Source organism: Yoonia sp. TsM2_T14_4 (assembly GCF_049602355.1).
In the GTDB taxonomy this organism is placed as follows: domain Bacteria; phylum Pseudomonadota; class Alphaproteobacteria; order Rhodobacterales; family Rhodobacteraceae; genus Yoonia; species Yoonia vestfoldensis_A.
In genome coordinates this window covers 894,881-920,958 of record NZ_CP187137.1, presented here as the reverse complement: position 1 = coordinate 920,958, position 26,078 = coordinate 894,881, and the positions used below count along the sequence as shown (strand labels likewise).

Annotated in this window: 27 protein-coding genes and 1 pseudogene; 3 read left to right on the top strand and 25 right to left on the bottom strand. The window is 59.4% G+C overall.

The genetic code is table 11. The annotated features are described in order from the left end of the window. Window positions 1–95 precede the first annotated feature (95 nt). From ACPF9B_RS04460 to ACPF9B_RS04450, 3 genes are all read left to right on the top strand, one after another. Window positions 96–1,691 carry a peptide chain release factor 3 gene (locus ACPF9B_RS04460; RefSeq protein ID WP_007205160.1) on the top strand — a complete coding sequence of 532 codons (1,596 nt, stop codon included), beginning with the start codon at window positions 96–98 and terminating at the stop codon, window positions 1,689–1,691. 46 nt (window positions 1,692–1,737) lie between these two features. Continuing rightward, window positions 1,738–2,244 (top strand): hypothetical protein, encoded by a 507-nt coding sequence (locus ACPF9B_RS04455; RefSeq protein ID WP_424179510.1) that lies wholly within the window; start codon window positions 1,738–1,740, stop codon window positions 2,242–2,244. Between the two features lie 188 nt (window positions 2,245–2,432). After that, window positions 2,433–3,929, top strand: a complete 1,497-nt coding sequence (locus ACPF9B_RS04450; RefSeq protein WP_424179508.1) for a DEAD/DEAH box helicase — start codon at window positions 2,433–2,435, stop codon at window positions 3,927–3,929. 100 nt (window positions 3,930–4,029) lie between these two features. Here the strand turns inward: ACPF9B_RS04450 and ACPF9B_RS04445 are convergent, their stop codons facing one another. The 25 genes and pseudogenes from ACPF9B_RS04445 to ACPF9B_RS04325 all read right to left on the bottom strand — a co-directional run bounded on the left by ACPF9B_RS04445 (window position 4,030) and on the right by ACPF9B_RS04325 (window position 25,921). After that, the gene (locus ACPF9B_RS04445; protein WP_424179506.1) at window positions 4,030–5,709 is read right to left on the bottom strand and encodes a ribonuclease J; all 1,680 of its coding nucleotides are present in this window, start codon (window positions 5,707–5,709) and stop codon (window positions 4,030–4,032) included. Beyond that, window positions 5,706–6,479, bottom strand: coding sequence for a type III pantothenate kinase (locus tag ACPF9B_RS04440; protein ID WP_007205164.1), 774 nt, complete (start codon window positions 6,477–6,479; stop codon window positions 5,706–5,708). Before ACPF9B_RS04440 ends, ACPF9B_RS04445 begins: the two co-directional genes overlap by 4 nt. A gap of 13 nt (window positions 6,480–6,492) precedes the next feature. Continuing rightward, a complete protein-coding gene (locus ACPF9B_RS04435; RefSeq protein ID WP_424179504.1) occupies window positions 6,493–7,254 on the bottom strand; it encodes a biotin--[acetyl-CoA-carboxylase] ligase in 762 nt (253 codons plus the stop codon). Continuing rightward, complete coding sequence (gene nuoN / locus ACPF9B_RS04430; RefSeq protein WP_424179502.1) at window positions 7,244–8,689, bottom strand: NADH-quinone oxidoreductase subunit NuoN; 1,446 nt, start codon at window positions 8,687–8,689, stop codon at window positions 7,244–7,246. Before nuoN ends, ACPF9B_RS04435 begins: the two co-directional genes overlap by 11 nt. Before the next feature lie 11 nt (window positions 8,690–8,700). Beyond that, entirely contained in the window at window positions 8,701–10,242 is a 1,542-nt protein-coding gene (locus tag ACPF9B_RS04425; RefSeq protein ID WP_424179500.1) for an NADH-quinone oxidoreductase subunit M, read from the bottom strand. Then, window positions 10,242–12,359, bottom strand: a complete 2,118-nt coding sequence (gene nuoL / locus ACPF9B_RS04420; RefSeq protein ID WP_424179498.1) for an NADH-quinone oxidoreductase subunit L — start codon at window positions 12,357–12,359, stop codon at window positions 10,242–10,244. Before nuoL ends, ACPF9B_RS04425 begins: the two co-directional genes overlap by 1 nt. Before the next feature lie 4 nt (window positions 12,360–12,363). Next, on the bottom strand, window positions 12,364–12,669 hold the full coding sequence (nuoK, locus tag ACPF9B_RS04415; RefSeq protein WP_007205169.1) for an NADH-quinone oxidoreductase subunit NuoK: 306 nt from the start codon (window positions 12,667–12,669) through the stop codon (window positions 12,364–12,366). A gap of 85 nt (window positions 12,670–12,754) precedes the next feature. Next, window positions 12,755–13,360 (bottom strand): NADH-quinone oxidoreductase subunit J, encoded by a 606-nt coding sequence (locus ACPF9B_RS04410; protein WP_007205170.1) that lies wholly within the window; start codon window positions 13,358–13,360, stop codon window positions 12,755–12,757. Then, complete coding sequence (locus tag ACPF9B_RS04405; RefSeq protein WP_007205171.1) at window positions 13,357–13,755, bottom strand: carboxymuconolactone decarboxylase family protein; 399 nt, start codon at window positions 13,753–13,755, stop codon at window positions 13,357–13,359. Before ACPF9B_RS04405 ends, ACPF9B_RS04410 begins: the two co-directional genes overlap by 4 nt. Further along, window positions 13,752–14,252: an NADH-quinone oxidoreductase subunit NuoI gene (nuoI, locus tag ACPF9B_RS04400; RefSeq protein ID WP_007205172.1), complete on the bottom strand. Its 501-nt coding sequence runs from the start codon at window positions 14,250–14,252 to the stop codon at window positions 13,752–13,754. Before nuoI ends, ACPF9B_RS04405 begins: the two co-directional genes overlap by 4 nt. 3 nt (window positions 14,253–14,255) lie before the next feature. Continuing rightward, window positions 14,256–15,296 carry an NADH-quinone oxidoreductase subunit NuoH gene (gene nuoH / locus ACPF9B_RS04395; RefSeq protein WP_040482819.1) on the bottom strand — a complete coding sequence of 347 codons (1,041 nt, stop codon included), beginning with the start codon at window positions 15,294–15,296 and terminating at the stop codon, window positions 14,256–14,258. Window positions 15,297–15,306: 10 nt separating this feature from the next. After that, a complete protein-coding gene (gene nuoG / locus ACPF9B_RS04390) occupies window positions 15,307–17,325 on the bottom strand; it encodes an NADH-quinone oxidoreductase subunit NuoG (RefSeq protein WP_424179495.1) in 2,019 nt (672 codons plus the stop codon). A gap of 135 nt (window positions 17,326–17,460) precedes the next feature. Continuing rightward, window positions 17,461–17,868 (bottom strand): DUF5333 domain-containing protein, encoded by a 408-nt coding sequence (locus ACPF9B_RS04385; RefSeq protein ID WP_007205175.1) that lies wholly within the window; start codon window positions 17,866–17,868, stop codon window positions 17,461–17,463. A 186-nt stretch (window positions 17,869–18,054) separates the two neighbouring features. Next, window positions 18,055–18,465 (bottom strand): hypothetical protein, encoded by a 411-nt coding sequence (locus ACPF9B_RS04380; protein WP_007205177.1) that lies wholly within the window; start codon window positions 18,463–18,465, stop codon window positions 18,055–18,057. Further along, entirely contained in the window at window positions 18,462–19,748 is a 1,287-nt protein-coding gene (gene nuoF, locus ACPF9B_RS04375; protein WP_007205178.1) for an NADH-quinone oxidoreductase subunit NuoF, read from the bottom strand. Before nuoF ends, ACPF9B_RS04380 begins: the two co-directional genes overlap by 4 nt. After that, complete coding sequence (locus tag ACPF9B_RS04370; RefSeq protein ID WP_007205179.1) at window positions 19,748–19,978, bottom strand: DUF5337 domain-containing protein; 231 nt, start codon at window positions 19,976–19,978, stop codon at window positions 19,748–19,750. The genes nuoF and ACPF9B_RS04370 overlap by 1 nt, the downstream gene beginning before the upstream one ends. Before the next feature lie 8 nt (window positions 19,979–19,986). Then, window positions 19,987–20,526 carry an NADH:ubiquinone oxidoreductase gene (locus tag ACPF9B_RS04365; protein WP_424179492.1) on the bottom strand — a complete coding sequence of 180 codons (540 nt, stop codon included), beginning with the start codon at window positions 20,524–20,526 and terminating at the stop codon, window positions 19,987–19,989. Window positions 20,527–20,709: 183 nt separating this feature from the next. After that, window positions 20,710–21,627: pseudogene (gene nuoE, locus ACPF9B_RS04360) on the bottom strand (NADH-quinone oxidoreductase subunit NuoE); the annotation flags it as partial. Between the two features lie 121 nt (window positions 21,628–21,748). Beyond that, window positions 21,749–22,078 (bottom strand): hypothetical protein, encoded by a 330-nt coding sequence (locus ACPF9B_RS04355; protein WP_040482820.1) that lies wholly within the window; start codon window positions 22,076–22,078, stop codon window positions 21,749–21,751. A gap of 44 nt (window positions 22,079–22,122) precedes the next feature. Then, window positions 22,123–22,320, bottom strand: a complete 198-nt coding sequence (locus ACPF9B_RS04350) for a hypothetical protein (RefSeq protein WP_007205185.1) — start codon at window positions 22,318–22,320, stop codon at window positions 22,123–22,125. Beyond that, complete coding sequence (locus ACPF9B_RS04345) at window positions 22,317–23,555, bottom strand: NADH-quinone oxidoreductase subunit D (protein ID WP_007205186.1); 1,239 nt, start codon at window positions 23,553–23,555, stop codon at window positions 22,317–22,319. Before ACPF9B_RS04345 ends, ACPF9B_RS04350 begins: the two co-directional genes overlap by 4 nt. Further along, complete coding sequence (locus ACPF9B_RS04340) at window positions 23,552–24,448, bottom strand: sulfotransferase (RefSeq protein WP_424179489.1); 897 nt, start codon at window positions 24,446–24,448, stop codon at window positions 23,552–23,554. Before ACPF9B_RS04340 ends, ACPF9B_RS04345 begins: the two co-directional genes overlap by 4 nt. Then, a complete protein-coding gene (locus ACPF9B_RS04335) occupies window positions 24,445–25,056 on the bottom strand; it encodes an NADH-quinone oxidoreductase subunit C (protein WP_424179487.1) in 612 nt (203 codons plus the stop codon). Before ACPF9B_RS04335 ends, ACPF9B_RS04340 begins: the two co-directional genes overlap by 4 nt. Window positions 25,057–25,067: 11 nt before the next feature. Further along, window positions 25,068–25,598 (bottom strand): NuoB/complex I 20 kDa subunit family protein, encoded by a 531-nt coding sequence (locus ACPF9B_RS04330; RefSeq protein WP_424179485.1) that lies wholly within the window; start codon window positions 25,596–25,598, stop codon window positions 25,068–25,070. Then, window positions 25,589–25,921, bottom strand: coding sequence for an NADH-quinone oxidoreductase subunit A (locus tag ACPF9B_RS04325; RefSeq protein ID WP_424180350.1), 333 nt, complete (start codon window positions 25,919–25,921; stop codon window positions 25,589–25,591). Before ACPF9B_RS04325 ends, ACPF9B_RS04330 begins: the two co-directional genes overlap by 10 nt. Window positions 25,922–26,078 lie beyond the last annotated feature (157 nt).

The following is a 26,078-nucleotide window of genomic DNA, read 5'->3' as shown; positions in this document are numbered from 1 at the left end:
CCTTTCGCGCCCTGCCTAGCGCGAAATCGTTTATCTTGCGTCAAGACGGGCCGACACATTGCCCTTTTGCAGCGAAACGCCTAAAGCGTGACGCCATGACCAACCGCCCCGCCTTACCGCCCGAAATCGCCCGCCGTCGCACCTTTGCGATCATCTCGCATCCCGATGCGGGCAAGACGACGCTGACTGAAAAATTCCTGCTTTATGGTGGTGCGATCCAGATGGCCGGTCAGGTCCGCGCCAAGGGCGAGGCGCGGCGCACACGGTCTGATTTCATGCAGATGGAAAAGGATCGCGGCATTTCGGTATCCGCATCGGCCATGTCGTTCGATTTTGGCAAATACCGGTTCAATCTGGTTGACACCCCCGGCCACTCTGACTTTTCCGAAGACACCTATCGCACGCTGACCGCTGTTGATGCCGCCGTGATGGTGATCGACGGGGCCAAGGGTGTCGAAAGCCAGACCCGCAAATTATTCGAGGTCTGCCGGTTGCGCGACCTGCCGATCTTGACGTTTTGCAATAAAATGGACCGCGAAAGCCGCGACACTTTCGACATTATTGACGAAATTCAAGAAAATCTGGCGATTGACGTGACCCCCGCGTCCTGGCCCATCGGCGTGGGCCGTGATTTCATCGGCTGTTACGATATCCTGCGTGACCGGCTGGAACTGATGGACCGCGCCGACCGTAACAAGGTCGCTGACAGCATCCAGATCAACGGGCTGGATGACCCCAAACTGGCCCAGCATGTGCCTGCGGACCTGTTGGCAAAATTCCGCGATGAAATTGAAATGGCCAAGGCATTGCTGCCAAAGCTCGACCCCGCCAGCGTGCTGAACGGATCGATGACGCCGATCTGGTTCGGCTCGGCGATGAACAGCTTTGGCGTCAAGGAATTGATGGACGGGCTGGCCACCTATGGGCCGGAACCGCAGATCCAGTCGGCGCAACCGCGCAATGTGGCCCCCGAAGAAATACCCGTGACCGGTTTCGTGTTCAAGGTGCAGGCCAATATGGACCCCAAGCACCGCGACCGCGTGGCCTTTGTTCGGCTGGCGTCGGGGCATTTTGAACGTGGCATGAAACTGACCCATGTGCGCAGCAAAAAGCAGATGGCGATCACCAATCCGGTGCTGTTTCTGGCCGCCGACCGCGAACTGGCCGAAGAGGCCTGGGCCGGCGATATCATCGGCATCCCCAACCACGGCCAATTGCGCATCGGCGACACATTGACCGAGGGCGAGGCGATCCGCGTCACGGGCATCCCGTCATTCGCGCCGGAATTGCTGCAAACCTGCCGCGCGGGTGATCCGATGAAGGCCAAGCATCTGGAAAAAGCCCTGATGCAATTCGCCGAAGAAGGCGCGGCCAAAGTATTCAAACCGACGTTCGGATCAGGGTTCATCGTCGGCGTCGTGGGGGCCTTGCAATTCGAGGTTCTAGCCAGCCGGATCGAGCTGGAATACGGCCTGCCTGTGCGGTTCGAAAGCTCGCAATTCACCTCTGCCCGCTGGGTGGCAGGGGACAAGATAGCGGTGGACGCCTTTGTCGCGGCCAACAAACAGCATATCGCCACCGACAACGACGGCGACACCGTGTTCCTGACCCGCCTGCAATGGGACATCGACCGCGTCGGCCGCGATTATCCGGCAATCACCCTGACCGCGACCAAGGAAATGATGGTCTGAACGGCGACGCTAACGCGTTATTTACGACTATGCTGCGTGATGTGGCATGATTTGGCGTTTTATGATCTTGTGTTTCCTGCTCACCGCTTGTGCGCCGATCGGTGGTGTCGTCAGCTTTAATGACAACTGGACTGGCATCGACACAATCACCACCAATGAACAAGAGATTTTCCGTGACAGACAGGGCGTCATGCTTGTACGCCCTGCGATCACGTCGCGCGGCGGGCAACGCGCCTTTGGAATAGTGACGCGTGTTTATCGGATCGTACCGAACGGACCAATCATTGAGAAAATAGAAAGCAATGGCAATCTGCTGCGCTATCAAAAGACTGACAGGCTGCTCACGCAATGCATCGACACCTGCCGCCACACCGAAATCGGTGTGGTCCATCTTACAGAGGCGGAATTTCGCAACGCCGCCAAGTCTGGCCTGCCACTGCGGATATTCGGAAGGCGCGGTCGCTATCATGGCACAGTGTCACCCGCGCTGTTGCAGACGCTACTCGCACAAATTGATGCGACCCCGCAGGGTGCAGTCATCGGCGCGCCGTGACAGCCGCAGTGCAAGACGGCTCAACGTGCATTCTGTCGCTCCCAAAACACCGCGATGACCCGCGACCTTGACGATCACGCACATTTCCGATACCGCCTGCGCAGGCCATTGTTGGCCTATGACGCCGGGACGCCGGAAAATTGCGTCCTTTCACATCTTGCGGACCGATCCGCAAATACAGGACGCATATGACCAAATTCTCTGACATGAACCTTGATCCCAAGGTTCTCAAGGCTGTCGCCGAAACCGGCTACGATACCCCTACCCCTATTCAGGACGGCGCGATCCCACCCGCGCTTGAAGGGCGCGATGTGCTGGGGATCGCCCAGACCGGCACCGGCAAGACCGCCGCCTTTACCCTGCCGATGATCACGCTTTTGGGCCGTGGCCGTGCGCGCGCGCGGATGCCGCGCAGCCTTGTTCTGGCGCCGACGCGGGAACTGGCGGCACAGGTGGCCGAAAATTTCGACACCTATGCCAAATATACCAAACTGACCAAGGCGCTGCTGATCGGCGGCACGTCGTTCAAGGATCAGGACAAACTGATCGACAAAGGCGTTGATGTGCTGATCGCGACCCCCGGTCGTCTGCTGGACCATCTGGAACGCGGCAAGCTGATCCTGACGGACGTCAAGATCATGGTGGTCGACGAGGCGGACCGGATGCTTGATATGGGGTTCATCCCCGATATCGAGGAAATCTTCAAACGCACGCCCTTTACCCGCCAGACGCTGTTTTTCAGCGCGACCATGGCACCCGAAATCGAACGGATCACCAACACGTTCCTGTCGAACCCCGCCAAGGTCGAGGTGGCCCGCGCCGCCACCACCAATGTGAATATCAAGCAAGGTGTCGTCATGTTCCGCGCCAGCGCCAAGCTGCGCGAAGCGACCGAGAAACGCGCCCTGTTGCGCGCGCTGATCAATGCCGAAGGCGAGGCCTGTTCGAACGCAATCATCTTTTGCAACCGCAAGGCCGATGTCGATGTCGTGGCGAAATCGCTGAACAAATACGGCTATGACGCAGCCCCGATCCACGGCGATCTGGAACAAAGCCACCGCACGCGCACGCTGGAATCCTTCCGCGACAACAAGCTGCGGTTCCTTGTCGCCTCTGACGTAGCGGCGCGGGGGCTGGATATTCCTGCGGTGACGCATGTGTTCAATTTCGACGTCCCCAGCCATGCCGAAGATTATGTCCACCGCATCGGGCGCACGGGTCGTGCCGGACGGTCGGGCGTGGCGATCATGATCTGTTCGGGGCGGGATGAGAAAAACCTCGAAGACGTGGAACGTCTGGTGCAAAACCCGATCCCGCGTCTGGACAACCCGCTGGGCGTGACAGCCCCCGTGGCCGAAGAAGCGACCGAGGAAGCGCCAAAGCGCAGCCGCAGTCGCAGCCGCCGTGGGGCCGCCAAGGACACACCCGCTGCCCCAGCACCGGTCGAGGCGGCAGCTGTAGACGCGCCCATCGCAACGCCTGTCGCAGCGCCTGTCGAAAAACCAGCCGAACCGCAGCAGCAACGTGCGCCCCGCCCGCCCCGCGACGAACCGGCAAAGCCGCGCGACGACCAGCCGCGCGCGCGCTATCAGGATCGCCGTGACAATGGCCCGCGCATCATCGGCCTGGGTGACGATACCCCCAGTTTCATTGCAAAAAGTTTCGAAGAACGCGCCAAAGGCTAAATCAGTGTCGGGCTGAAGCCCGACCTACACAATGACAAAAGGCCCCCGCAGATGCAGGGGCCTTTTTCGTAGGTCGGGGTTCACCCCGACACCCTTGAATTCACGCCAGACGGCTGATGATCACGGTGACTTCGGGCTTTTTGCCAATCTCGCCTTGTGCGGATTTGCGCGCGATCATCTTGATCTCTTTTTCCAGCTTATCGTCATCGGCCAGCGTCTTGGCATGGGCGCGCCCGATGAATTGCGCCAGATCTTCTTCGACGACATCAACCAGCGGCACATCGTTGCGCCCGGTTTCAGGCAGGCCCATGATCTCGACCCATGGATCGCCTAGCATATCACCGTCTTCGTCGATGATCAGCGTCACGATCATATGCCCGTTCAGCGCCATGCGGATCCGGTCGCGCACCACCCCGTCCAGCGCGCTGACCTGCACCGACCCGTCCAGATAGGTGCGACCGGTTTCGATATATTCGGCCACCTTGGGGCGGTTGCCGGACAGGTCGATCATCATGCCATTCACGGCCACGATGCCGGTCATGCCGCTGGCCTCGGCCAGTTTGGCATGTGCGCGCAGATGGCGGTGTTCTCCATGCATCGGGATCAGCACCTGCGCCTTGATGATCTGGTGCATCCGCACCAGATCGGGGCGGTTGGCATGGCCGGACACGTGGTATTTGCCACCCGCATCATCGACGACATCGACGCCCAGTTCCGACAGCTGGTTCATGATCTTGATCACGCCGCGTTCGTTGCCGGGGATGGTCTTGGACGAAAACAGGAATGTATCGCCTTCTTTCAGCTTCATCCCCAGATACGATCCCTGCGCCAGCTGCGCCGAGGCGGCACGCCGTTCGCCCTGCGACCCTGTCACCAGCAGCATCAGGTTTTGCCGTGGCACCGACAAAGCATCCTCGACCGAGATGACAGCAGGGAAATCCGTCAGCAGACCTTCTTTTGTGGCGGCATCGACCATCGCGCGCATCGCGCGGCCCAGCAGCACAATCGACCGGCCGGCGGCCTTGGCGGCGGTGGCCAGCGTCTGCAACCGCGCCACGTTGGACGCGAATGTCGTGGCCACGACCATGCCGGTGGCATGCCGCATCATTTCGGTGATGGCGGGTGCCAGCGTGCTTTCGGACCGGCCTGCGTTTTCGGAAAACACATTCGTGCTGTCGCAGATCAGCGCCTTGACGCCGGGCTGGGCCACCTCTTCCCAAAGTGCGGCGTTCCACGGATCGCCGACCACGGGGTTTTCGTCGATCTTGAAATCGCCGGTATGCACCAGCCGCCCGTCAGGCGTGTCGATCAGCAAACCAGCACTTTCGGGGATCGAATGGCTGATCGGCAGATAGGACACTTTGAACGGGCCGCAGGTGATGACATGCGGATAGGGGTCCACGACCTTGACCACATTGGGCGACTGCCCATGTTCTTCCAGCTTGCGCCGGGCGATATTGGCGGTAAAGGGGCGCGCATAGACCGGTGCGCCCAGCTGCTGCCAGCAATGGCCGACAGCGCCGACATGGTCTTCATGCGCATGGGTGATGAAAATCCCGTCGATCTGGTGACGCCGGGCTGTCAGCCACGAAATATCGGGCAGAATGATATCGACCCCTGGCGTGCTGTCCATATCGGGAAAGGTGATGCCCAGATCGACCACGATCAACCGCTCTTTCCCTGCTGGCCCATAGCCGTAGACATAGGCGTTCATGCCGATTTCACCGGCACCCCCGAGAGGCAGATAGATCAGGCGGTTGGCGGTCTTGGCGTTGCTCATGCAATTTCCTTGTTATGGCGGTAGATGACGGTCAGGCCGTGCATCGTCAAATCGTCTTCGAACACGTCGAACAGGGTTTCCGTTTGTTGAAACAAGGCAGCTAAGCCCCCCGTCGCGATCACCAGCATGTCACTGCCGCGTTCGGCTTTTATCCGTGCGCATATCTCACGGACCAGACCGATGTAACCCCAAAAGACGCCCGATTGCATGCAGGCGACGGTGTTGGTGCCGACCACGGATTGCGGTTTGGTGATATCGACATGCGGCAGGGCGGCAGCAGCATTGTGCAAGGCCTCAAGGCTGAGGTTCACGCCCGGCGCGATCACGCCGCCGACATAGGCGCCGTCTTTCTCCACCACGTCAAATGTCGTTGCCGTGCCAAAATCCACCACGATCAGGTTGCCACCATGCCGGTCAAACGCCCCCGCCGTATTGACCAGCCGGTCCGGCCCGACCTGCGTGCCGATATCGACGCGCGGTGCCACGGGCAGCGCGCAATCGGGCTTGCCCACCACCAGCGGGCGGCAGTTGAAATAGCGGTCCGCAAGCACACGCAGGTTGAACACCACCCGCGGCACGGTGGAACTGATGATCACCGCGTCGATGGTGACATCCACGTTCTGCAACCGCATCAGCGTGGTCAGCCAGACGTAATATTGATCCGCCGTGCGCTGCCATTCGGTGCTAGTGCGCCATGTGGCCAGAAACTGGTCCCCGTCCCAGATCGCAAAGACGGTATTGGTATTGCCGCAATCAATCGCCAAAAGCATGGCATCCCCCCGTTTAGAAATAGACATCCGCCGCTGAAATCACGCGTGGTCCGGCCCCTGTTGTCAGCACCAGATTGCCGTCATCGTCGATCGTGTCAAAGGTGCCGATAATCTCCTCGCGCATGGTGCGCGCGGTAATCACCTCGCCCAGTCGCGCGGCATGGGCCAGCCAGTCCTGACGGATACGTGCAAACCCCATCTGTGCCAGCCTGGCCTCTTGCGTGGCATAGGCATCGGCCAGCGTGGTCAGGAAATCCACAGGCTCCACCTCCCAGCCGCCCATCTGGGTCAGGCTGACGGGGGCAAAGGCCGCATCGGCCACATCCTGCGGCGCATGGCGCAGGTTCACGCCCACCCCGATGGACAGCCAATCGACATTGCCGCCCTGCCCGCTGCTTTCCAGCAAGATCCCCGCAACCTTGCCACCCGACAACAGGACGTCATTTGGCCATTTCAGCGACAGTTTTTCCGCAGGCACATAGATCGACAAGGCGGCGAACAGCGCATTGGCCGCCAGAAACGACCGGCGCGCGGCCTCGGCCGGGGTAGCGTCGGGTTTGAAGATCAGCGTCGCGTTCAGATTGCCCGCAGGGGCCTGCCAGACCCGGCCCCGCCGCCCGCGTGCGGCGGTCTGGGTCTGTGCGATGATCCATGTCGGCCTGTCGATATCGCCCGCGCGGCGCGCGGCCTCGGCCATGGTGCTGTCCACGTTGTCCAGCATGATCCGGCCATAGGCATCGGGCCAATGGCCGTGACCTGACGGGTCAGTTGACAAGCGTTGCCGCCGCAGCAGCGGCAATCGGGTCCAGCCCGAACAGGTTGACCCCCGGTATCCACGCCAGCCCGACGATCCCCGCCGTCACCACCGCCGTCACCCACAGCATCGGCGGCACGCGGCCATCCAACGCTTGGGTATCTTCGCCGAAATACATGTAATAGACGATGCGCAGGTAATAGAACGCACTGATCACCGAGGCGATCACACCGGACACAGCCAGCCATGCCAACCCGCCTTCATAAGCGGCCAGCAGCACGGCATATTTGCCAAAGAAACCCAGCATCGGCGGCACGCCCGCAAGGCTGAACATCATCACCAGCATGACCAGCGCCATCAGCGGCTGGCGCTTGGCATGGGATTTCAGCGCGGCGATATCGGTCACGGGGCGCCCATCCTTTTCCATCGACAGGATCAGGGCGAAGGTGCCGATATTCATCGTCACATAGATCACCATATAGACCAGCATTGCCTGCACACCGCCGACCGTGCCTGCGGCCAGACCCATCAGTGCGAAGCCCATATGCGAGATCGAGGAATAGGCCATCAGCCGTTTGATATTTCCCTGCCCGATGGCGGCAATCGCGCCAAGGAACATCGACACCAGCGCAAGGAAGGCCACGATCTGCTGCCAATCCCCGATGATCCCGCCGAATGCGTCATGCACGACGCGGGCAAACAGCGCGATCGCCGCAACCTTGGGCGCGGTCGCCATAAAGGCTGTGATCGGGGTTGGCGCACCCTCATAGACATCGGGTGTCCACATGTGGAACGGCGCGGCCGATACCTTGAACGCGAAACCCGCAATCAGGAAAGCCATGCCGAACAACAGGCCCAGCGATGCGCCACCTTCGGCAGCCGCAATGATCCCGGTGAACAAGGTCGTCCCAGCAAAGCCGTAGGTCAGCGATGCACCATAAAGCAACAGACCCGAGGACAGCGCACCAAGAACGAAATATTTCAGCCCCGCCTCGGTGGATTTGGCGCTGTCACGGCGCAGCGACGCGATCACATACATCGCCAAGGATTGCAGCTCCAACCCCATATACAGCGCCATCAGATCGCCCGCGCTGACCATGACCATCATGCCTACGACGGCCAGCGTGATCAGCACCGGATATTCGAACCGCAACAGCCCGCGCCGCAGCATATAGCCTTCGCTGATCAACAGCACGGCGGCGGCGGAAATCAGGATCGTGATCTTGGCAAAGCGCGCGAAACCGTCATCGACGAACATCCCGCCAAAGGCGATACGGGTGCCTTGGCCATTCATGCCGATGGCAATGGCGACCAGCACGAACAGGCCCGCCGTCATCCATGTCAGCAAGGAGGCGGCCCCGTCCTTGGTCGTATAGACCGCGCCCAGCAAGGCCACCATCGCATAGACCGACAGCACGACCTCGGGCATCAGGATCTGGATATCAGCGCCAATCATCGTCAGCTTCCTTAATTCGCAGCGACTTGGCTGGCGGCATCAAAGGCCGCCAAGGCCGCGTCGTAATTATCAATCAGCGCCGCAACGCTCGGCCCGATCATGTCCAGCACCAAGGCGGGATAGACACCCAAAAGCAGGGTCATCACCACCAGCGGCGCAAAGATCAGGCGTTCACGCCGCGTCATATCGGTAATGGAGCGCAGGCTTTCCTTGATCAGATCGCCCAGCACCACGCGGCGGTACAGCCACAGCGCATAACCCGCCGAAAAGATCACGCCCGATGTTGCCACCAGCGCCACCCAGGTATTGACCTGGAACACACCGACCAGCGTCAGGAATTCACCCACGAACCCCGACGTCCCCGGCAGGCCCACGTTTGCCATGGTGAAAAACAGGAACACCAGCGCATAGGCGGGCATCCGGTTGACCAGACCGCCATAGGCGTCAATCTCGCGCGTGTGCATCCGGTCGTAGATCACGCCGACACAGAGAAACAGCGCGCCAGAGATGAAACCATGGCTGATCATCTGGAAAATCGCCCCGTCCAGACCCTGCTGGTTGAAGGTAAAAATCCCCATGGTCACAAACCCCATATGGGCCACGGATGAATAGGCAATCAGCTTTTTCATATCCGCCTGCACCAAGGCGACCAAGGATGTATAGACGATGGCGATAGCGGACAGCCACAGCACGAGCGGCGCCATCACCTCGGACCCCACAGGGAACATCGGCAGGCTGAAGCGCAAGAAACCGTAACCGCCCATTTTCAGCAGGATCGCGGCCAGCACGACAGACCCTGCCGTCGGGGCCTGCACGTGGGCGTCGGGCAACCACGTGTGGACCGGCCACATCGGCATCTTGACGGCAAAGCTGGCAAAGAACGCCAGCCACAGCAATGTCTGCATCCCGCCGACGATCTGGACGCCCAGAATGCTGAAATCTTCGGTCCCGAAGGCGAAACCCATCAGCGTTGGAATGTCGGTGGTCCCCGCCTGACTGAACATCGCCACCATGGCGACCAGCATCAGCACAGAGCCAAGGAACGTATAAAGGAAGAATTTGAACGAGGCGTAGATCCTGTCCTTGCCGCCCCAGATGCCGATGATCAGGAACATCGGGATCAGACCAGCCTCGAAGAACAGATAGAACAGCACCAGATCAAGCGCGAGGAACACGCCCAGCATCAGTGTTTCCAGGATCAAGAAGGCGATCATATATTCCTTGACCCGTGTCGTCACATTCCAGCAAGACGCGATGACCAAGGGCATCAGGAAGGTCGTCAGCATCACGAACAGGATCGAAATGCCGTCCACGCCCATCTTGTATTGCAGACCCATGATCCAGTCAGCGGTTTCCACCATCTGGAAATCGGTGTTGGCGGGGTCGAAATTGGTCAGGATGAACAAAGAACAGATAAAGGTGACGATGGTCGTGACCAAAGCCACCCATTTGGCATTGCGCTGTGCCGCAGCATCATCGCCACGCAGGCCAAGTGCAAGAATGACCGCGCCCAGAACAGGCAGGAAGGTCGTCAGCGTCAGGATATTGCCCATCAGTTCCACCCTCCGTTCAGGGTGACAATGGTCAACAGCACCGTGATCCCCAGCACCATCGCAAAGGCATAGGTGAACACATACCCCGATTGTGCCCGCCCCGCGAGGCGGGTGAAGAACGGGATGATCCCCATGGCGACGCCGTTGATCCCGCCGTCAATCATTTTGGTATCGCCCTGTTTCCACAAGATACGCCCAAGGGCCAGCGCGGGCCGCACGAAGATGAAGTTATACAATTCGTCAAAATACCACTTGTTCAGGAGGAATTCATACAGCGGGGCCTGTTGCTTGGCCAGCTGCGCCGGCAGTTCGGGCCGCCGGATATACATCTGATAGGCCAGCGCCAGACCGCCCAGCATCGCCACGAAAGGCGCAAGGCGGACCCAGGTCGGCACCTCATGCGCATCGTTCAGCACATGGTTGCCATCGCGGGCATGGATCGCCCCTTCGCCCGGTGCGCCGGTCAGGTTGTAATGCGGTTTCGCGTGTTCGCCCTCGGCCTCATGTGCGCCTTCGGCTGCGGCGCCATGATCGCCTTCGACTGCGACTTCGGCGGCGGCATAGGGGACGCCGAAAAACTTTCCAACCTTGTCGTTCGATCCAAAGAAACCGCCATACCAGACCATCCCGCTAAAGATCGCACCGATCGCCAGCACATAAAGCGGGATCAACATGCTGCGGGGCGCGTCATGGGCATGGTCATGCGTGTGTTTATCGCCGCGCGGGGTCCCGAAAAACGTCAGGAACATCAGCCGCCAGCTGTAGAAACTGGTCATCGCGGCTGCGATCACCAGCATCCAGAAGGCATAGCCGCCCGCGGTGCCGGCATAGGCGCTTTCGATAATCGCATCCTTGGACACGAAACCGGCAAAGCCGATGGGAAAGCCCACATAAAGCAGCGGAATACCCACGCCAGTGATCGCCAAAGTGCCGATCATCATCATCCAGAAGGTCTGCGGGATCTTGTGCCGCAGCCCGCCATAGTTCCGCATGTCCTGTTCATGGTGCATCGCATGGATCACCGACCCTGCCCCCAGAAACAGCATCGCCTTGAAAAACGCATGGGTCAGCAGGTGGAACATGGCGACCGAATAAACACCAAGGCCCGCAGCCACGAACATATAACCAAGCTGCGAACAGGTCGAATAGGCGATGACGCGCTTGATGTCGTTCTGCACCAGCCCCACGGTCGCAGCAAAAAACGCGGTCGTGGCACCAAGAAAGACAACAAAGCTCATCGCCTCTGGTGCATATTCCATCAAGGGCGACATGCGGCAGACCAAGAACACACCCGCCGTCACCATGGTTGCGGCATGGATCAGGGCGGATACAGGGGTCGGCCCTTCCATCGCGTCGGGCAACCAAGTGTGCAGGAACAATTGCGCCGATTTGCCCATCGCGCCGATGAACAGCAAGAAGGCGATCAGGTTCGCAGCGTTCCAGTCGCGCCACAAAAAGGTGATGGTCGTGTCGGCAATCGCAGGCACGGCGGCGAAAATATCGTCAAACTGGATGCTGTCGGCCAACAGATACAGCCCGAAAATCCCCAACAGGAACCCGAAATCGCCCACACGGTTAACCACGAAAGCCTTGATCGCCGCGGCATTGGCGCTGGGTTTGCGGTAATAGAACCCGATCAGCAGGTAAGACGCGACGCCCACACCTTCCCAGCCGAAAAACAGCTGCAACAGGTTGTCCGCCGTCACCAGCATCAGCATCGCAAAGGTAAAGAACGACAGATAGGCAAAGAACCTTGGGCGATAGCTTTCGTGTTCTTTGAAATTCTCGTCATGCGCCATGTAACCGAAGGAATACAGGTGCACGAGCGCCGACACCGTCGTGATCACGACCAGCATGATCGCGGTCAGCCGGTCCATACGGATCGCCCAATCGGTGGTCAGCGTGCCACTGTCGATCCAGCGCAGGATCGACAGGCTGTAGCGGCCATTGTCATGCAGCGACGGATCGAAGGTCAGGAAAACAACCCAGGACAAGAACGCCGCCAGAAACAAAAGGCTGGTCGCGGTCCATTGGGCTGCGGTTTCACCGATGATTTTCCAGCCAAAGCCGCAGAGGATCGCACCGACCAGCGGGGCAAAAAGAATGATACTTTCCATCTGGTCAGCCCTTCATCACGTTGACGTCTTCAACGTCGATGGTCCCGCGGTTGCGGAAGAAACACACAAGGATCGCCAAACCAATCGCCGCCTCGGCGGCCGCGACAGTCAACACGAACAGCGTAAAGACCTGCCCCACCAGATCACCCAGAAAGCTGGAAAAGGCGACAAGGTTGATATTCACCGCCAGCAGCATCAATTCGATGCTCATCAGCAGGATGATCACGTTCTTGCGGTTCAGGAACAGCCCGAAAATGCCGATGATGAACAGCGCCGCTGCCACCGTCAGATAATGTTCAAGTCCGATCATACCGTCACCTTTGCCGCAGTGTCAGGAACAAGAAATTTTGACAAAATTCCGTGTCGCGCCAAAATTTCTTGGGAAAAACTAGTCATCACAACCCCTGCCCCGGCTTTACATCGCGCAGTTCCATCGCCTTTGCGGGATCGCGGTACATCTGGTTCAGCACGTTCTGGCGCTTGATATCAACGCGGTGGCGCAGGGTCAGCACGATGGCCCCGATCATTGCCACCAGCAGGATCAGACCCGACAGCTGGAACAGCAGGAAATACTGGTCATAAAGCAGCATGCCCAAGGCGCGGGTATTGTCCAGCTCGCCCACGGGGGCGGCGATCCTGCCTTCGACACCTTCGGAAAAGCCCCAAACCCCCAGCGCCATCGCCAGCTGCATCAGGATCACGACGCCAATCAGCAAAGCAAGCGGGAGGTATTTGGTCATTTCAGCCTTTAACCCGGCGAAATCCACGTCCAGCATCATCACGACAAACAAAAACAGCACCGCGACCGCGCCGACATAGACGATGATCATCAGCATGGCGACAAATTCTGCACCCAGCGTCACGAACAGCCCGGCCGAGGACAGAAAGGCAAGGATCAGCCACAGCACCGAATGTACAGGGTTGCGGCTGATCACGGTGAACAGCCCGCCGGTGACAGTCGATATGGCGAAGAGATAAAAGGTGAAGGCGAACACACTCATGCGTCATCGTCCTTTTGCAAGACTTCATTGGCCAGTTCCATCGCCTTGGTCATCGCCGGCACGCCCGCGAACATGCCCATCTGCGCGATGGTTTCGGCGATTTCCTGTTTGGTGGCCCCCGCCTCGACCAGATGGCGCACGGTCAAACGAATCTGCGCCTCGGCCTGCGCGCCCAAAACGGTCAGCCCCGCCAGCGTCAGCAACAGCCGCGTCTTGGCGTCCAGACCATCGGGGTTGATGCCCTTGCCAAAGAACATCTCCATCGCGTCCTTGGGCATGGTCGGCCAGAGGTTTTCAAACCCCTTCGGCGTAAACGCCTCCATGTCGAAATTCATCGACTTGGCCCAATCCTGGCTCATCTTCATCATCGATTCAAAGGGGTTCTGATCGCTCATCTGTAAGGCGCGTCCAAAGCAAGGTTGCGCGCAATCTCTGATTCCCAGCGGTCGCCGTTTTCCAACAGCTTGGCCTTGTCATAATACAATTCTTCGCGGGTTTCGGTGCTGAATTCGAAATTCGGCCCTTCGACGATGGCATCCACGGGGCAAGCCTCTTGGCAGAAACCGCAATAGATACATTTGGTCATGTCGATGTCATAGCGGGTGGTGCGGCGCGACCCGTCATCGCGCGGTTCGGCGTCGATGGTGATGGCCTGCGCGGGGCAGACAGCCTCGCACAATTTGCACGCGATGCAGCGTTCCTCGCCATTGGCATAGCGGCGCAGCGCATGTTCGCCACGGAAACGGGGGCTTAGCGGGCCTTTTTCATGCGGATAGTTCAGCGTTGCCTTGGGTGCGAAAAAGTATTTCATCCCCAGCTTGAAACCGGCCCAGAAATCCTGAAGCAGGAAATACTTGGCCGCGCGGGTGTAATCCATATTGGTCTTGGACATATCTTAGCCTCCGATCGTCCAGCGGGCCCAAAAGCCCCCCAGCACTTCGTATTTCGCCAGAAACGCCACCAGCACCACCCAGCCAAGCGACAGCGGCAGGAACACTTTCCAGCCGATCCGCATCAACTGGTCATAGCGGTAACGCGGGGTGATCGCCTTGACCATGGCAAAGGCGAAGAACACCAGCATCATCTTGCCCACCATCCACAGGATACCATCGGGCAGGCCGGGGATCGGTGACAACCAGCCCCCCAGGAACAACAACGTGACCAGCGCGCACATCAGCACCACGGCCATCAATTCGCCGATCATGAACAGCAGGAAGGGAGTGGATGAATATTCCACCTGGTAGCCTGCAACCAATTCTGATTCAGCCTCTGGCAAATCGAACGGCGGACGGTTGGTTTCGGCCAGCGCCGAAATGAAGAACAAGAACAGCATCGGGAAATGCGCGATCAGATACCAGTTGAACAGCCCCGCATTGCCGCGCTGCGCATTCACGATATCGGTCAGGTTCATTGATCCTGTAGAAATAATCACGCCAATGATGATCAGGCCGATCGACACCTCATAGGAAATCATCTGTGCTGCGGACCGGAGCGAGCCGAGGAACGGATATTTGGAGTTCGACGCCCAACCACCCATGATGATGCCATAGACACCCAAGGATGAGATCGCGAGGATATAGAAAATCGCGATATTGATATCGGCCAGCACCCAGCCATCGTTGAACGGGATTACCGCCCAAGAAATCACCGCCACGACAAAGGTGATCATCGGGGCCAGGAAAAACACGAATTTATCCGCCCCCGCAGGGACCACGATTTCCTTGACGATGTATTTCAGGAAATCCGCAAAGGATTGCAGCAACCCGAACGGCCCCACGATATTCGGCCCCCGCCGCATCTGGACCGCGGCCCAGACCTTGCGGTCGGCATACATCAAGAACGCCAGCGCCAAAAGCAGCGGGATCAGCACCAGCAGCGATTGCCCAAGGATCAGCAGGACAATCCCAAGGTTGGTATTGGTAAAGAATTCGACCATTGTGTCGTCCTTATTCCGCAGCCAGCGGTGTGGTTTTGCGTGCCTTGGCATTGGCGCTGAGTTCGGCCATCAGGCTGGACGCACGCGCAATCGGGTTGGTCAGATAGAAATCGGTCACAGCCAGCACAAAATCGGCCTTGCCGGGTTTTGCCACCGGCAGTGGTTGCCAATCGTTCTCGGCCACCTCGTCAAGGGCGGCCAGATGCGGATGCGCCGCAACCAACGCCTGCCGCAATTGCGCCATGCTGTCATAGGGCAGTGTCGCCCCCAATTCAGCCGACAAGGCCCGCAGGATCGCCCAGTTTTCCTTGGCCTCGCCCGGTGGGAAACTGGCGCGCAGGGCCAGTTGTGGCCGCCCTTCGGTGTTCACGAAAAGGCCGTTTTCCTCGGTATAAGCGGCGGCAGGCAGGATGATGTCGGCGCGATGCGCGCCACGGTCGCCATGACTGCCCTGATAGATCACAAAAGCGCCCGGTTTGATCTCAACCTCATCGGCGCCCATGTTATAGACGACCTCGGCCCCGTCCAATGCGGCGTCCATGCCACCATCCGTGACAGCGCCCACATCCATCGCACCGACACGGCCAGCGGCAGTATGCAGCACAAGGAAACGCGATTTGGTCTTGTCGGCCAGCGCCATCGCTTGGGATAGCACCGCCTCACCATCAGCTTCGCGCAGCGCACCCATGCCGATGATGACAAGGCTGTCCATATCCTTGACCGCGCCCATATCCTTGGCGGCGGTATCGACCAGCGCCTGACGGTCAGTGCCGACATGCGCGACATCATAGGTCAGATCAACGTTCGGCCCGATCAGCCCGACATTGGCACCGCGCGCCCAGGCCTTGCGGATGCGCGCGTTCAGCACGGGGGCCTCATTGCGCGGGTCGGTGCCGATCAGCTGGATCATCTGCGCCGTGTCGATATCTTCGATCGCAGCGGTACCGACATAGGCGGACCGGTTGCCGATGGGCAGTTTTGCGCCATCAGTGCGACATTCGACGTGGCCACCCTGCCCTTCGATCAGTTGTTTTAGCGCAAAGGCCGCCTCGGTCGGGGCCAGATCACCGACCAGACCGGCGATTTTCTTGCCCTTCATCGCGGTGGCAGCGGCGGCCAGCGCCTCTGGCCAGGTGGCTTTGCGCAATTTGCCAGCCTCGCGGATGTAAGGCGTGTCCAGCCGCTGTTTACGCAAGCCGTCCCAGACGAAACGGGTCTTGTCGGAAATCCATTCCTCGTTCACGCCGTCATGGTTGCGCGGCAAAAAGCGCATCACTTCGCGCCCCTTGGTATCGACGCGGATATTGGACCCCAGCGCATCCATCACGTCGATGGATTCGGTCTTGGTCAATTCCCAAGGCCGGGCGGTAAAGGAATAAGGCTTGGACACCAGCGCCCCCACGGGGCACAGGTCAATGATGTTGCCCTGCAGGTTGCTGTCGAGCGTTTCACCCAGATAGCTGGTGATCTCTGCATCCTCGCCACGGCCGGTCTGGCCCATCTGGGAAATCCCCGCGACCTCGGTCGTGAACCGCACGCAGCGGGTGCAGGAAATGCAGCGCGTCATATGGGTTTCGACCAGCGGGCCAAGGTTCAGATCCTCGGTCGCGCGCTTGGGTTCGCGGTAGCGGGAAAAATCGACGCCGTAAGCCATCGCCTGATCCTGCAGATCGCATTCGCCGCCTTGGTCGCAAATCGGGCAATCCAGTGGATGGTTGATCAGCAAAAATTCCATCACGCCTTCGCGGGCCTTTTTGACCATCGGGCTGTTGGTTTTTACAACCGGAGGCGTGCCATCGGGGCCGGGCCGCAGATCCTTGACCTGCATGGCGCAGGAGGCGGCAGGTTTCGGCGGGCCGCCTACAACCTCGACAAGACACATGCGGCAATTGCCGGCGATGGTCAGCCGTTCATGATAGCAGAACCGCGGAATTTCGATGCCCGCGACTTCACAGGCCTGGATCAGGGTCATTGCCCCATCCACCTCGACCTCGGTTCCATCGATGATGACTTTGCGCAGATCAGACATGGCGTGCCTTTTTGTTCCCGTCGCGCCGTGTGCCGCATAAGGGGTAGGCGCGTTGAGGGCGTTCTAACCCGCGAGCGCCCCTGACGCCAGTGCGATCCGTAAAAAAGACGGCAATTTGTCACCGCTGACCTGTGGTCAGCGCAGAAGCCAGCCAACGCGCGTATTTGCAGCGATTTGTGCTTGTCCAACAGCGCAATAGCTGGCGGGATCATCGGTTGCGGCCCCCAATGCGGCCAGCTGCGCCCTTGCGATATCTTCCAGCCGCCGCTTTTCGGCGCTGTCGTCGATATAGGCGTCGATCGCTGCCTGACTATAGCCCAGATCGCGGGCCGTTGCGCGCAGCGATTGCAGATAGGTCAGACCCCGAAAGGTCCGCGCGCGGATGCTGTCGCATTTTTCTGCAATCTCGTAAGCCATGCCGACATAAATGATTCCGTCACGCACTGCCGGTTCATCGCGCAGCTGCGATTGCGCCGACAACGTCCCTGCCAGGCTGACCATCGCCAGCAGAATTACCATGATCGCGATTGTTGTTCTTGTCATGTCATGCCTCTTGTCCGGATGCTCGGGGCGGCATCCTTGGCCATCAGATTGCGACGGATGGCGCGTTATTCAATATCAACAGAATGACAGCGGGGATTTTCCGCCCATCACAGGTATCATCGCATGAAAAAAGGTCGCGCCAAGGCACGACCTTTTTCAAAAGCATCACAAATTGTCAGCAGATCGTCAGACCGGGACCAACATCACGCTGATCAAGCTGCCTTGCAGCACTTCGGCATCGGCAGCAGGGCACAAATCCGCCCCCTGCAATGCAACGCCGTGTTTGGCGGTGAAACTGCGCTGGCTGACATCGGTTTCCAATTCGATCCCGTCGCGCTGCGCAATGGCCGACAGCGACCCGCGGCCCAATTCATTGCGGCGTTCGTTCATCGCGGAATCAAGTTCCGCATCATAGCGATAGCGCGCGCAATTCTGTGCCACCTGCGACGCGATGGTCAACGTGGCGTAATATGCAGGCGTCGGCATCATCACCAAGCGTTGCACCGCAGAATCGGTCAGCTCGCGTGTGGGGCCAGAGCCTGTCGTGCAGCCGGCCAGAACGAGCGCCGCACAGATCGCGCCGCCCCGCTTCGTCATTCCGCAGCCAGCCCCGCGATCCGTTTATGTTTGATCCGGTCTTCGATTTCGTCGCGGAAATTCTTGATCAGCCCCTGAATGGGCCAAGCCGCCGCATCGCCAAGCGCACAGATCGTATGGCCTTCAACCTGTTTGGTCACATCGAGCAACATATCTATTTCATCGACTGACGCATTGCCTTCGACCAACCGCGCCATCACACGCATCATCCAGCCGGTGCCTTCGCGGCAGGGCGTACACTGGCCGCAGCTTTCGTGTTTATAGAATTTCGACAGACGCCAGATCGCCTTGATCATATCGGTGGAATTATCCATCACGATCACGGCTGCGGTGCCAAGCGATGATCCTTTTTCCTTCAAAGCATCAAAATCCATGATCGCATCGCGCATGTTTTCACCGCGCACGCACGGCACCGATGACCCACCAGGGATCACCGCCTTAAGGTTGTCCCAGCCACCACGAATGCCGCCGCAATGCTTTTCGATCAGTTCCTCGAAGGGAATCGACATTTCCTCTTCGACGACGCAGGGGTTGTTCACATGGCCCGAAATCGCGAACAGCTTGGTACCCGCGTTGTTGGGGCGGCCAAAGCCGCTGAACCACGCGCCACCCCGCCGCAGGATCGTCGGCACCACGGCGATGGATTCGACATTATTCACAGTGGTCGGGCAGCCATAAAGGCCGGCACCGGCGGGGAATGGCGGTTTCATCCGCGGCATGCCCTTTTTGCCTTCAAGGCTTTCGAGCAGGGCCGTTTCCTCGCCACAGATATAGGCCCCTGCCCCGTGGGTCAGGTAAATTTCAAAATCCCAGCCCGATTTGCAGGCGTTCTTGCCCACAAGCCCTGCGGCGTAAGCTTCGTCAATCGCGGCCTGCAGCGCCTCTTTCTCGCGGATATACTCGCCACGGATGTAGATGTAGCAGGCATGGGCATTCATCGCGAAAGACGCGATCAGGCAACCCTCGACCAGCGTGTGGGGGTCGTGGCGCATGATCTCGCGGTCTTTGCAGGTGCCGGGTTCGGATTCGTCGGCATTAACCACCAGATAGGCGGGGCGACCATCGCTTTCCTTGGGCATGAAGGACCATTTCAGACCAGTCGGAAACCCTGCACCGCCGCGCCCGCGCAGACCGGAGGCTTTCATCTCATTGACGATCCAATCGCGGCCTTTCTTGATGATGTCAGCGGTGCCATCCCAATGGCCACGCGCCTGCGCGCCTTTCAGCGTGCGGTCATGCATCCCGTAAAGGTTGGTGAAAATCCGGTCTTGATCCTTGAGCATCAGTTCTCGCCCTTGTCGTTCCGGCGCATGCGCCAGAGTTGAAACGTCTTCCACAGCGCAAAGCCGAAACCGGCCAGCGCTGCAAGGTCAAATATGGCCCGTGTCCGGTTGGACCAGCCGTATTGCGACCCGATCATCGTGACCAGCACCCACAAACCACCAACCGCAGCAACCGTCAACGCGACGCGTTGTCCGGCCTTCGCCTGATCTGTGTCGCCGTGCCGGGCCATGGTAATCCTTATGCGCTGGCGGCCAGTGTCTTGGCCTGCGCGACCCAGCCATCACGGCTGGCACGGCCTTTGAACCCCTGCAGATTGGCGTCCATCCACGCCAATTCCTCTGGTCCCCAAGACGCGATCTGGTCGAAATGAAAAATCCCCATGCCATGCAGGGTCTGTTCCAGCTTTGGGCCAACGCCGCTCAGCTGGCGCAGGTCGTCAGGCTGGCCGCCACGCGCTGCAGACAGCATTACAGGCTTTGTACCAGCACCGGATGTCGCGGCAGATGCGGCGGGTGCGGCAGGCGCGGGTGCCGCTGCTGGTGCAGGTGCAGGTGCTGCTGCCGGTGCAGCCGCCTCGGGGGCCGCAACGACATCATTGCGCGCCGGACGCCAGCCCAATGCAAGCGCCAGACCCGCGACACCGGCCACGATGATGGCCACGAAAACCGCGCCAACCAGGCCAAGGTCATAAAGCACATAGGCCACACCAAGTGCGACAACAAAGACAAGGCCCGCAATCGCGGCAATCCCCATCCAGATCGGTGCTGTGTTGTTCATCTTTTCAATTCTCCTCTCAGGGGGTTGCCCGTGCAATCAATTCATCGCGGAACCGGTTCTGCATCAAAGGATCACAGCACAACCCGCACTGCAACTTTTACCTGAAATGGTGGCATTGCGTAAATATTTTGTAAGATCCCGTGTCACTGCCCCAATCGGCCCGCAAAGCGCCTAAGTCTTGGGCTGTTTCGGCGCAGGTTTGGCGCGCGGTTTCTTGGTCACGGCCTTTTCGGCGGCTCCGGCCTGTTCGGGGTTGGATTTCGACACCGGCTTGGCCTTGGAGGATGCTTGCGCTTCTTGCTGGGTAACGCCGCTGTCATCGGCTGGCACATCGGCAGATGGTTTGGGGTCTTTGCGCGGCTTTCTGGCGACGGGCGCTTTGGGTTTTGGCGCATCGGTGATCCAAGGGGTCAGCAAAGGCACCTCTGTCCCGTCAATCCGCTTGACCGTGTCGCCAATGTCAACAGCGGCTTGCGCGCTGGCATTGTATTGCGCCTTGCCGGATGTGAAATCCTTGAGCGTGGTCAGCCCGCCCTTCGGCTCGGCGGCGAAACGGCCGTTCTGGGGGCCAGGTGTCGGCACACGACCAGCGGCCAGTTCGTCAATGATCTCGGTCAGCCGTGCGGCGGTCAGGTCTTCGTAATAATCCTTGCCGATCTGGGCCATCGGCGCATTGGCGCAAGAACCGAGGCATTCAACCTCTTCCCACGAAAACTTGCCATCAGCGGACAGGCTATGCGCCTTGGGGGCGATCTTGTCCTTGCACACGCCAATCAGATCCTCGGCACCGCAGATCATGCAAGACAGCGTGCCGCAGACCTGAATATGCGCGACAGACCCAACCGGCTGCAACTGGAACATGAAATAGAATGACGCGACTTCGAGCGCGCGCATATAGGCCATGTCGAGCATATTTGCGACATATTCGATGGCGGGCCGTGTCAGCCAGCCTTCTTGTTCCTGCGCACGCCACAGGATCGGAATAATCGCCGAGGCCTGGCGGCCTTCGGGGAATTTTTTCATCTGCGCCTCGGCCCAGGCCAGATTGGCATCGGTAAAGGCAAAGGTCGCGGGCTGGTCGTGGTAAAGGCGGCGTAGCATCAATTCATCCCGGTCATCATGACAGCGCCAGTGATCGGCGCAAACAAAGCGGCGGAAACGCTCCCGCCAAGGTTCGTCCCACCCATTAGCACAAGCACGCTTGCGGGCAAGCCGATTGACATCACAGGCAGGCCCCTGTGGTGATACGGAACGACCGGCCATCTGACCCGATCTCGCCTCGGCCTTCGGCGCGCAATTCGGTCATGATGCGGGCCATGTCCTGCTGGGACAGGGTCGCGCTGGCCAGTACGGTCTGCGTGTTGGCGCTGGTCAGCTCGCACCCATTGGCGGTGACAGCAGCGATAAAGCGGTCCTTGGACGATCCGGGATTGACCGGGGTCGGCAGTGTTTGCGGCGCAACCCTCGCACTTGGGTATGGCGCGGGCATCACCATCGGATAGGCGCAGGCCGACAGGGCGATAAAGGCGATGAAAGGCAGCTGGCGGATCATGGTGTCATCTTTCAATTAACGGGTCGCGGCGGGCCATGCCTGCATCATTCGGCAAGGACCACGCCATCACGACCGGCCACTTCGGTCAGCCCATAACTCAGCACGGCCACGGATAAAGCAATCCCCGCCACGCCGCCAAAAATGATACCGGCAACAGGCCGCCGAAACCAGCGCGACACGGCCGCCGACAGGAAAAACCCGACAGCCACCGCCGCGCCAAGCACGACCTGTTCCATCGTCATCTGTCGATTTCCCCGAAAACCACGTCCAGCGTGCCGATGATCGCCGCCACATCGGCCAATTGATGGCCAGTGGCGATATGATCCATCGCCTGCAGATGCAGAAAGCCCGGCGCACGCAGTTTGGCGCGATACGGCTTGTTGGTGCCATCGGCCACCAGATAGACGCCGAATTCGCCCTTGGGGGCCTCGACCGCGGCGTAAACTTCGCCCGCGGGGACGTGAAAGCCTTCGGTGTACAGCTTGAAATGATGGATCAAGGCTTCCATGGATGTTTTCATCTCGCCACGGCTGGGCGGGGTCATCTTGCCACGCGCCATCACATCGCCCTTTTCCACCCGCAGCTTGGCGCAGGCCTGACGGATGATATGGGTGGATTGGCGCATTTCCTCCATCCGGCACAGGAACCGGTCGTAACAATCACCGTTCTTGCCGACCGGCACCTGAAATTCGAATTCATCGTAACATTCATAGGGCTGCGCACGGCGCAGATCCCATGCCAGCCCCGACCCGCGCACCATGACGCCGGAAAAGCCCCAATCATGGATATCCTGTTCTGTCACCACGCCGATATCGCAATTGCGCTGTTTGAAGATGCGGTTCTCGGTCAGCAGGCTGTCGATATCATCCAGCACCTTGGGGAAAGTCACGGCCCAAGCGTCGATATCCTCGATCAAGGCATCGGGCAGGTCCTGATGCACACCGCCGGGGCGGAAATAGGCGGCATGCAACCGCGCCCCGCAGGCGCGTTCGTAAAACACCATCAGCTTTTCGCGTTCCTCGAACCCCCACAGCGGCGGGGTCAGCGCGCCCACGTCCATCGCCTGCGTGGTGACATTCATCAAATGGTTCAGAATACGGCCAATTTCGGAATACAGCACGCGGATCAGGCTGGCGCGGCGCGGCACCACAGTGCCGGTCAGCTTTTCAATCGCCAGACACCAGGCATGTTCCTGATTCATCGGCGACACATAATCCAGCCGGTCGAAATAAGGCAGGTTTTGCAGATAGGTCCGGCTTTCCATCAGCTTTTCGGTGCCACGGTGCAAAAGGCCGATATGCGGATCGCAACGTTCGACAATCTCGCCATCAAGCTCCAGCACCAGCCGCAACACGCCGTGCGCCGCAGGGTGCTGGGGGCCGAAGTTGATGTTGAAATTGCGGATCTTCTGTTCGCCGGTCAGCGCGTCGACTGACCCGTCGTCATAGGTGTTCACGCGGATATCGCCGTCCATCATGCTGTCATCCTTACACAATTGTTCTGCCAGTTCGCTGGCAAGGGGCCGACGTTACGCGCGACCCAGTCATATTGTTCAAATAGTAGCTTTTGCGCAGGTGTGCGCAGCTTTTCAAGCATCGCCACCGGCCGGCCATCATGCACCGCCTGTGCGGGGACATCGACAGGCCCGATCCCCAGAAAGGCACAGACCCGCGCCAGACCGTCCGCCGTCAGCAGCGTTTCGGCAAAAGCCACCAGCAGCCGGTCGGCAGGCACCACGCGGCGCAGCTTGCTGATCACGCCAGCATAATCACCGCGCGCGAGGATATGCGTCTCTTGCCCACGGTTCAACATCCGGTACAGGATATTATTTGCCTTTTTTTCGTAAATTTCGTGGCTTTGCCGCTGGCGATGCGCCTGCATCCGGATATGTGACCACAGCCGGTCCAACGGATCGCGGATCAGATAGATCACCTTGGTCAGGGGCGCTGCCGCAACCATCCGGTCCAGCAGCGCGTCAGACAAGGTGGCGTAATTGGGGGTCATATCGGCATAGATCCGCGCCACACCCCGCCCCTGTGTCAGCCATGCCAGATAGGCCGTATCATCATTGCGGTCACCGGCGACAACATCCATCAACGCCGCCATATCCGCGATCCGCCGGTCAAGGTTGCGGATCTGCCAGCCGCGATCTGCAGCTTCGGCCAGTACTTTGGCGGCGCGCAATTCGTTCAGCCGCAAGTCGAAAGCGGCCAGTTGCTTGTCACGCTCGGGGGTGGTGAATGTGTCCCAATAATGCGCCTCTTTCACTGCGGGCAGCGCGCAATCGGGATGATCGTGCAGCAAACGGTAAAACCACGACGTCCCCGCCTTGGTCGCACCGACGCAGTAAAGAACGGCAGGCTCGGTCACTTGCCTTCGGCCTTTGCCTTGTCATCGCCGGGCAGGACGTATTTGGCCCCTTCCCATGGCGACATGAAATCGAACTGGCGGTATTCCTGCACAAGGCTGACCGGTTCATAGACGACGCGTTTCTGCACCTCGTCATAGCGGACCTCGGTATAGCCGGTGGTCGGGAAATCCTTGCGCAACGGATGCCCGCGAAAGCCGTAATCGGTCAGGATGCGGCGCAGGTCGGGATGGCCGGTAAACAAGATGCCGAACATGTCGAAGACTTCACGCTCGAACCAATTGGCCGACGGATGCACCACGATGATGGATGGCATCATATCGTCGTCACGGATCTGGACCCGCACACGGATACGCTGGTTCTGATACATGCTCAGGAAATGATAGATCATGTCGAACCGCTTGGCGCGGCTGGGGTAATCCACCGCCGTGATATCCACCAGCGAGGTGAACAGGCAATTCGCATCCGTTTTCAGGAATTCCACGAAACTGACCAATGACGACGGTGCGACCGTCACGGTCAATTCGCCATGGGTGACATCCCAGGACTGAACGCAATCAATACGCTTGAGGTCCAGATGCGCGCCCAATTCTTGCAAGGCTTCAGTCATGTGTCGTTCCTTTAGCGCGTGATGGTGCCGGTGCGGCGCATTTTACGCTGCAATTGCATGATGCCGTACAGCAGCGCCTCTGCCGTGGGCGGACAGCCAGGGACATAGATATCCACCGGCACGATCCGGTCACAGCCGCGCACCACCGAATAGCTGTAATGGTAATACCCGCCGCCATTGGCACAGGACCCCATCGAGATCACATAACGCGGCTCTGGCATCTGGTCGTAAACCTTGCGCAAAGCGGGGGCCATTTTATTGGTCAACGTGCCAGCAACGATCATCAGATCCGACTGGCGCGGGGAGGCGCGCGGGGCCGTCCCGAACCGTTCCAGATCATAGCGCGGCATCGACGTATGCATCATTTCCACCGCACAACAGGCCAGACCAAAGGTCATCCAGTGCAGGCTGCCGGTGCGCGCCCAGTTGATCACGTCTGCGGTCGAGGTGACAAGAAACCCCTTGTCCTGCAGTTCCGCGTTCAGCAATTGCGCGCCATGTTCCTTGTCGGCGCCTACGGCCGTTCCGGTCATCACTCCCATTCGAGCGCCCCTTTCTTCCATTCATAGGCAAAGCCGATCGTCAGCACGCCCAGAAAAATCATCATCGACCAAAACGCCGTCATGCTGATGTCACCAAAAGCCACGGCCCAAGGAAACAGGAACGCGACTTCAAGATCGAAGATGATGAACAGGATCGACACCAGATAAAACCGGACATCGAATTTCATCCGCGCATCGTCAAAGGCGTTGAACCCACATTCATAGGCCGACACTTTTTCAGGGTCGGGGTTGCGCACAGCAATCACAGCTGCCGCAATGATCAAGAGCAGGCCCAGCGCGATGGCAAGGCCCAGAAAAATCATGATCGGCAAATAGTTGGACACGATATCAGGCAAGATGCGTTCCTTTCAAAAAAGCGCGCAGTCCGGCGCGCCCTTTAGTGGCTTGCCCCCACATACCGCCGCACCCTGCAAGGGTCAACCGAATGCGGTGTCGCAGCGGCGCGACACCGCCTCTTTG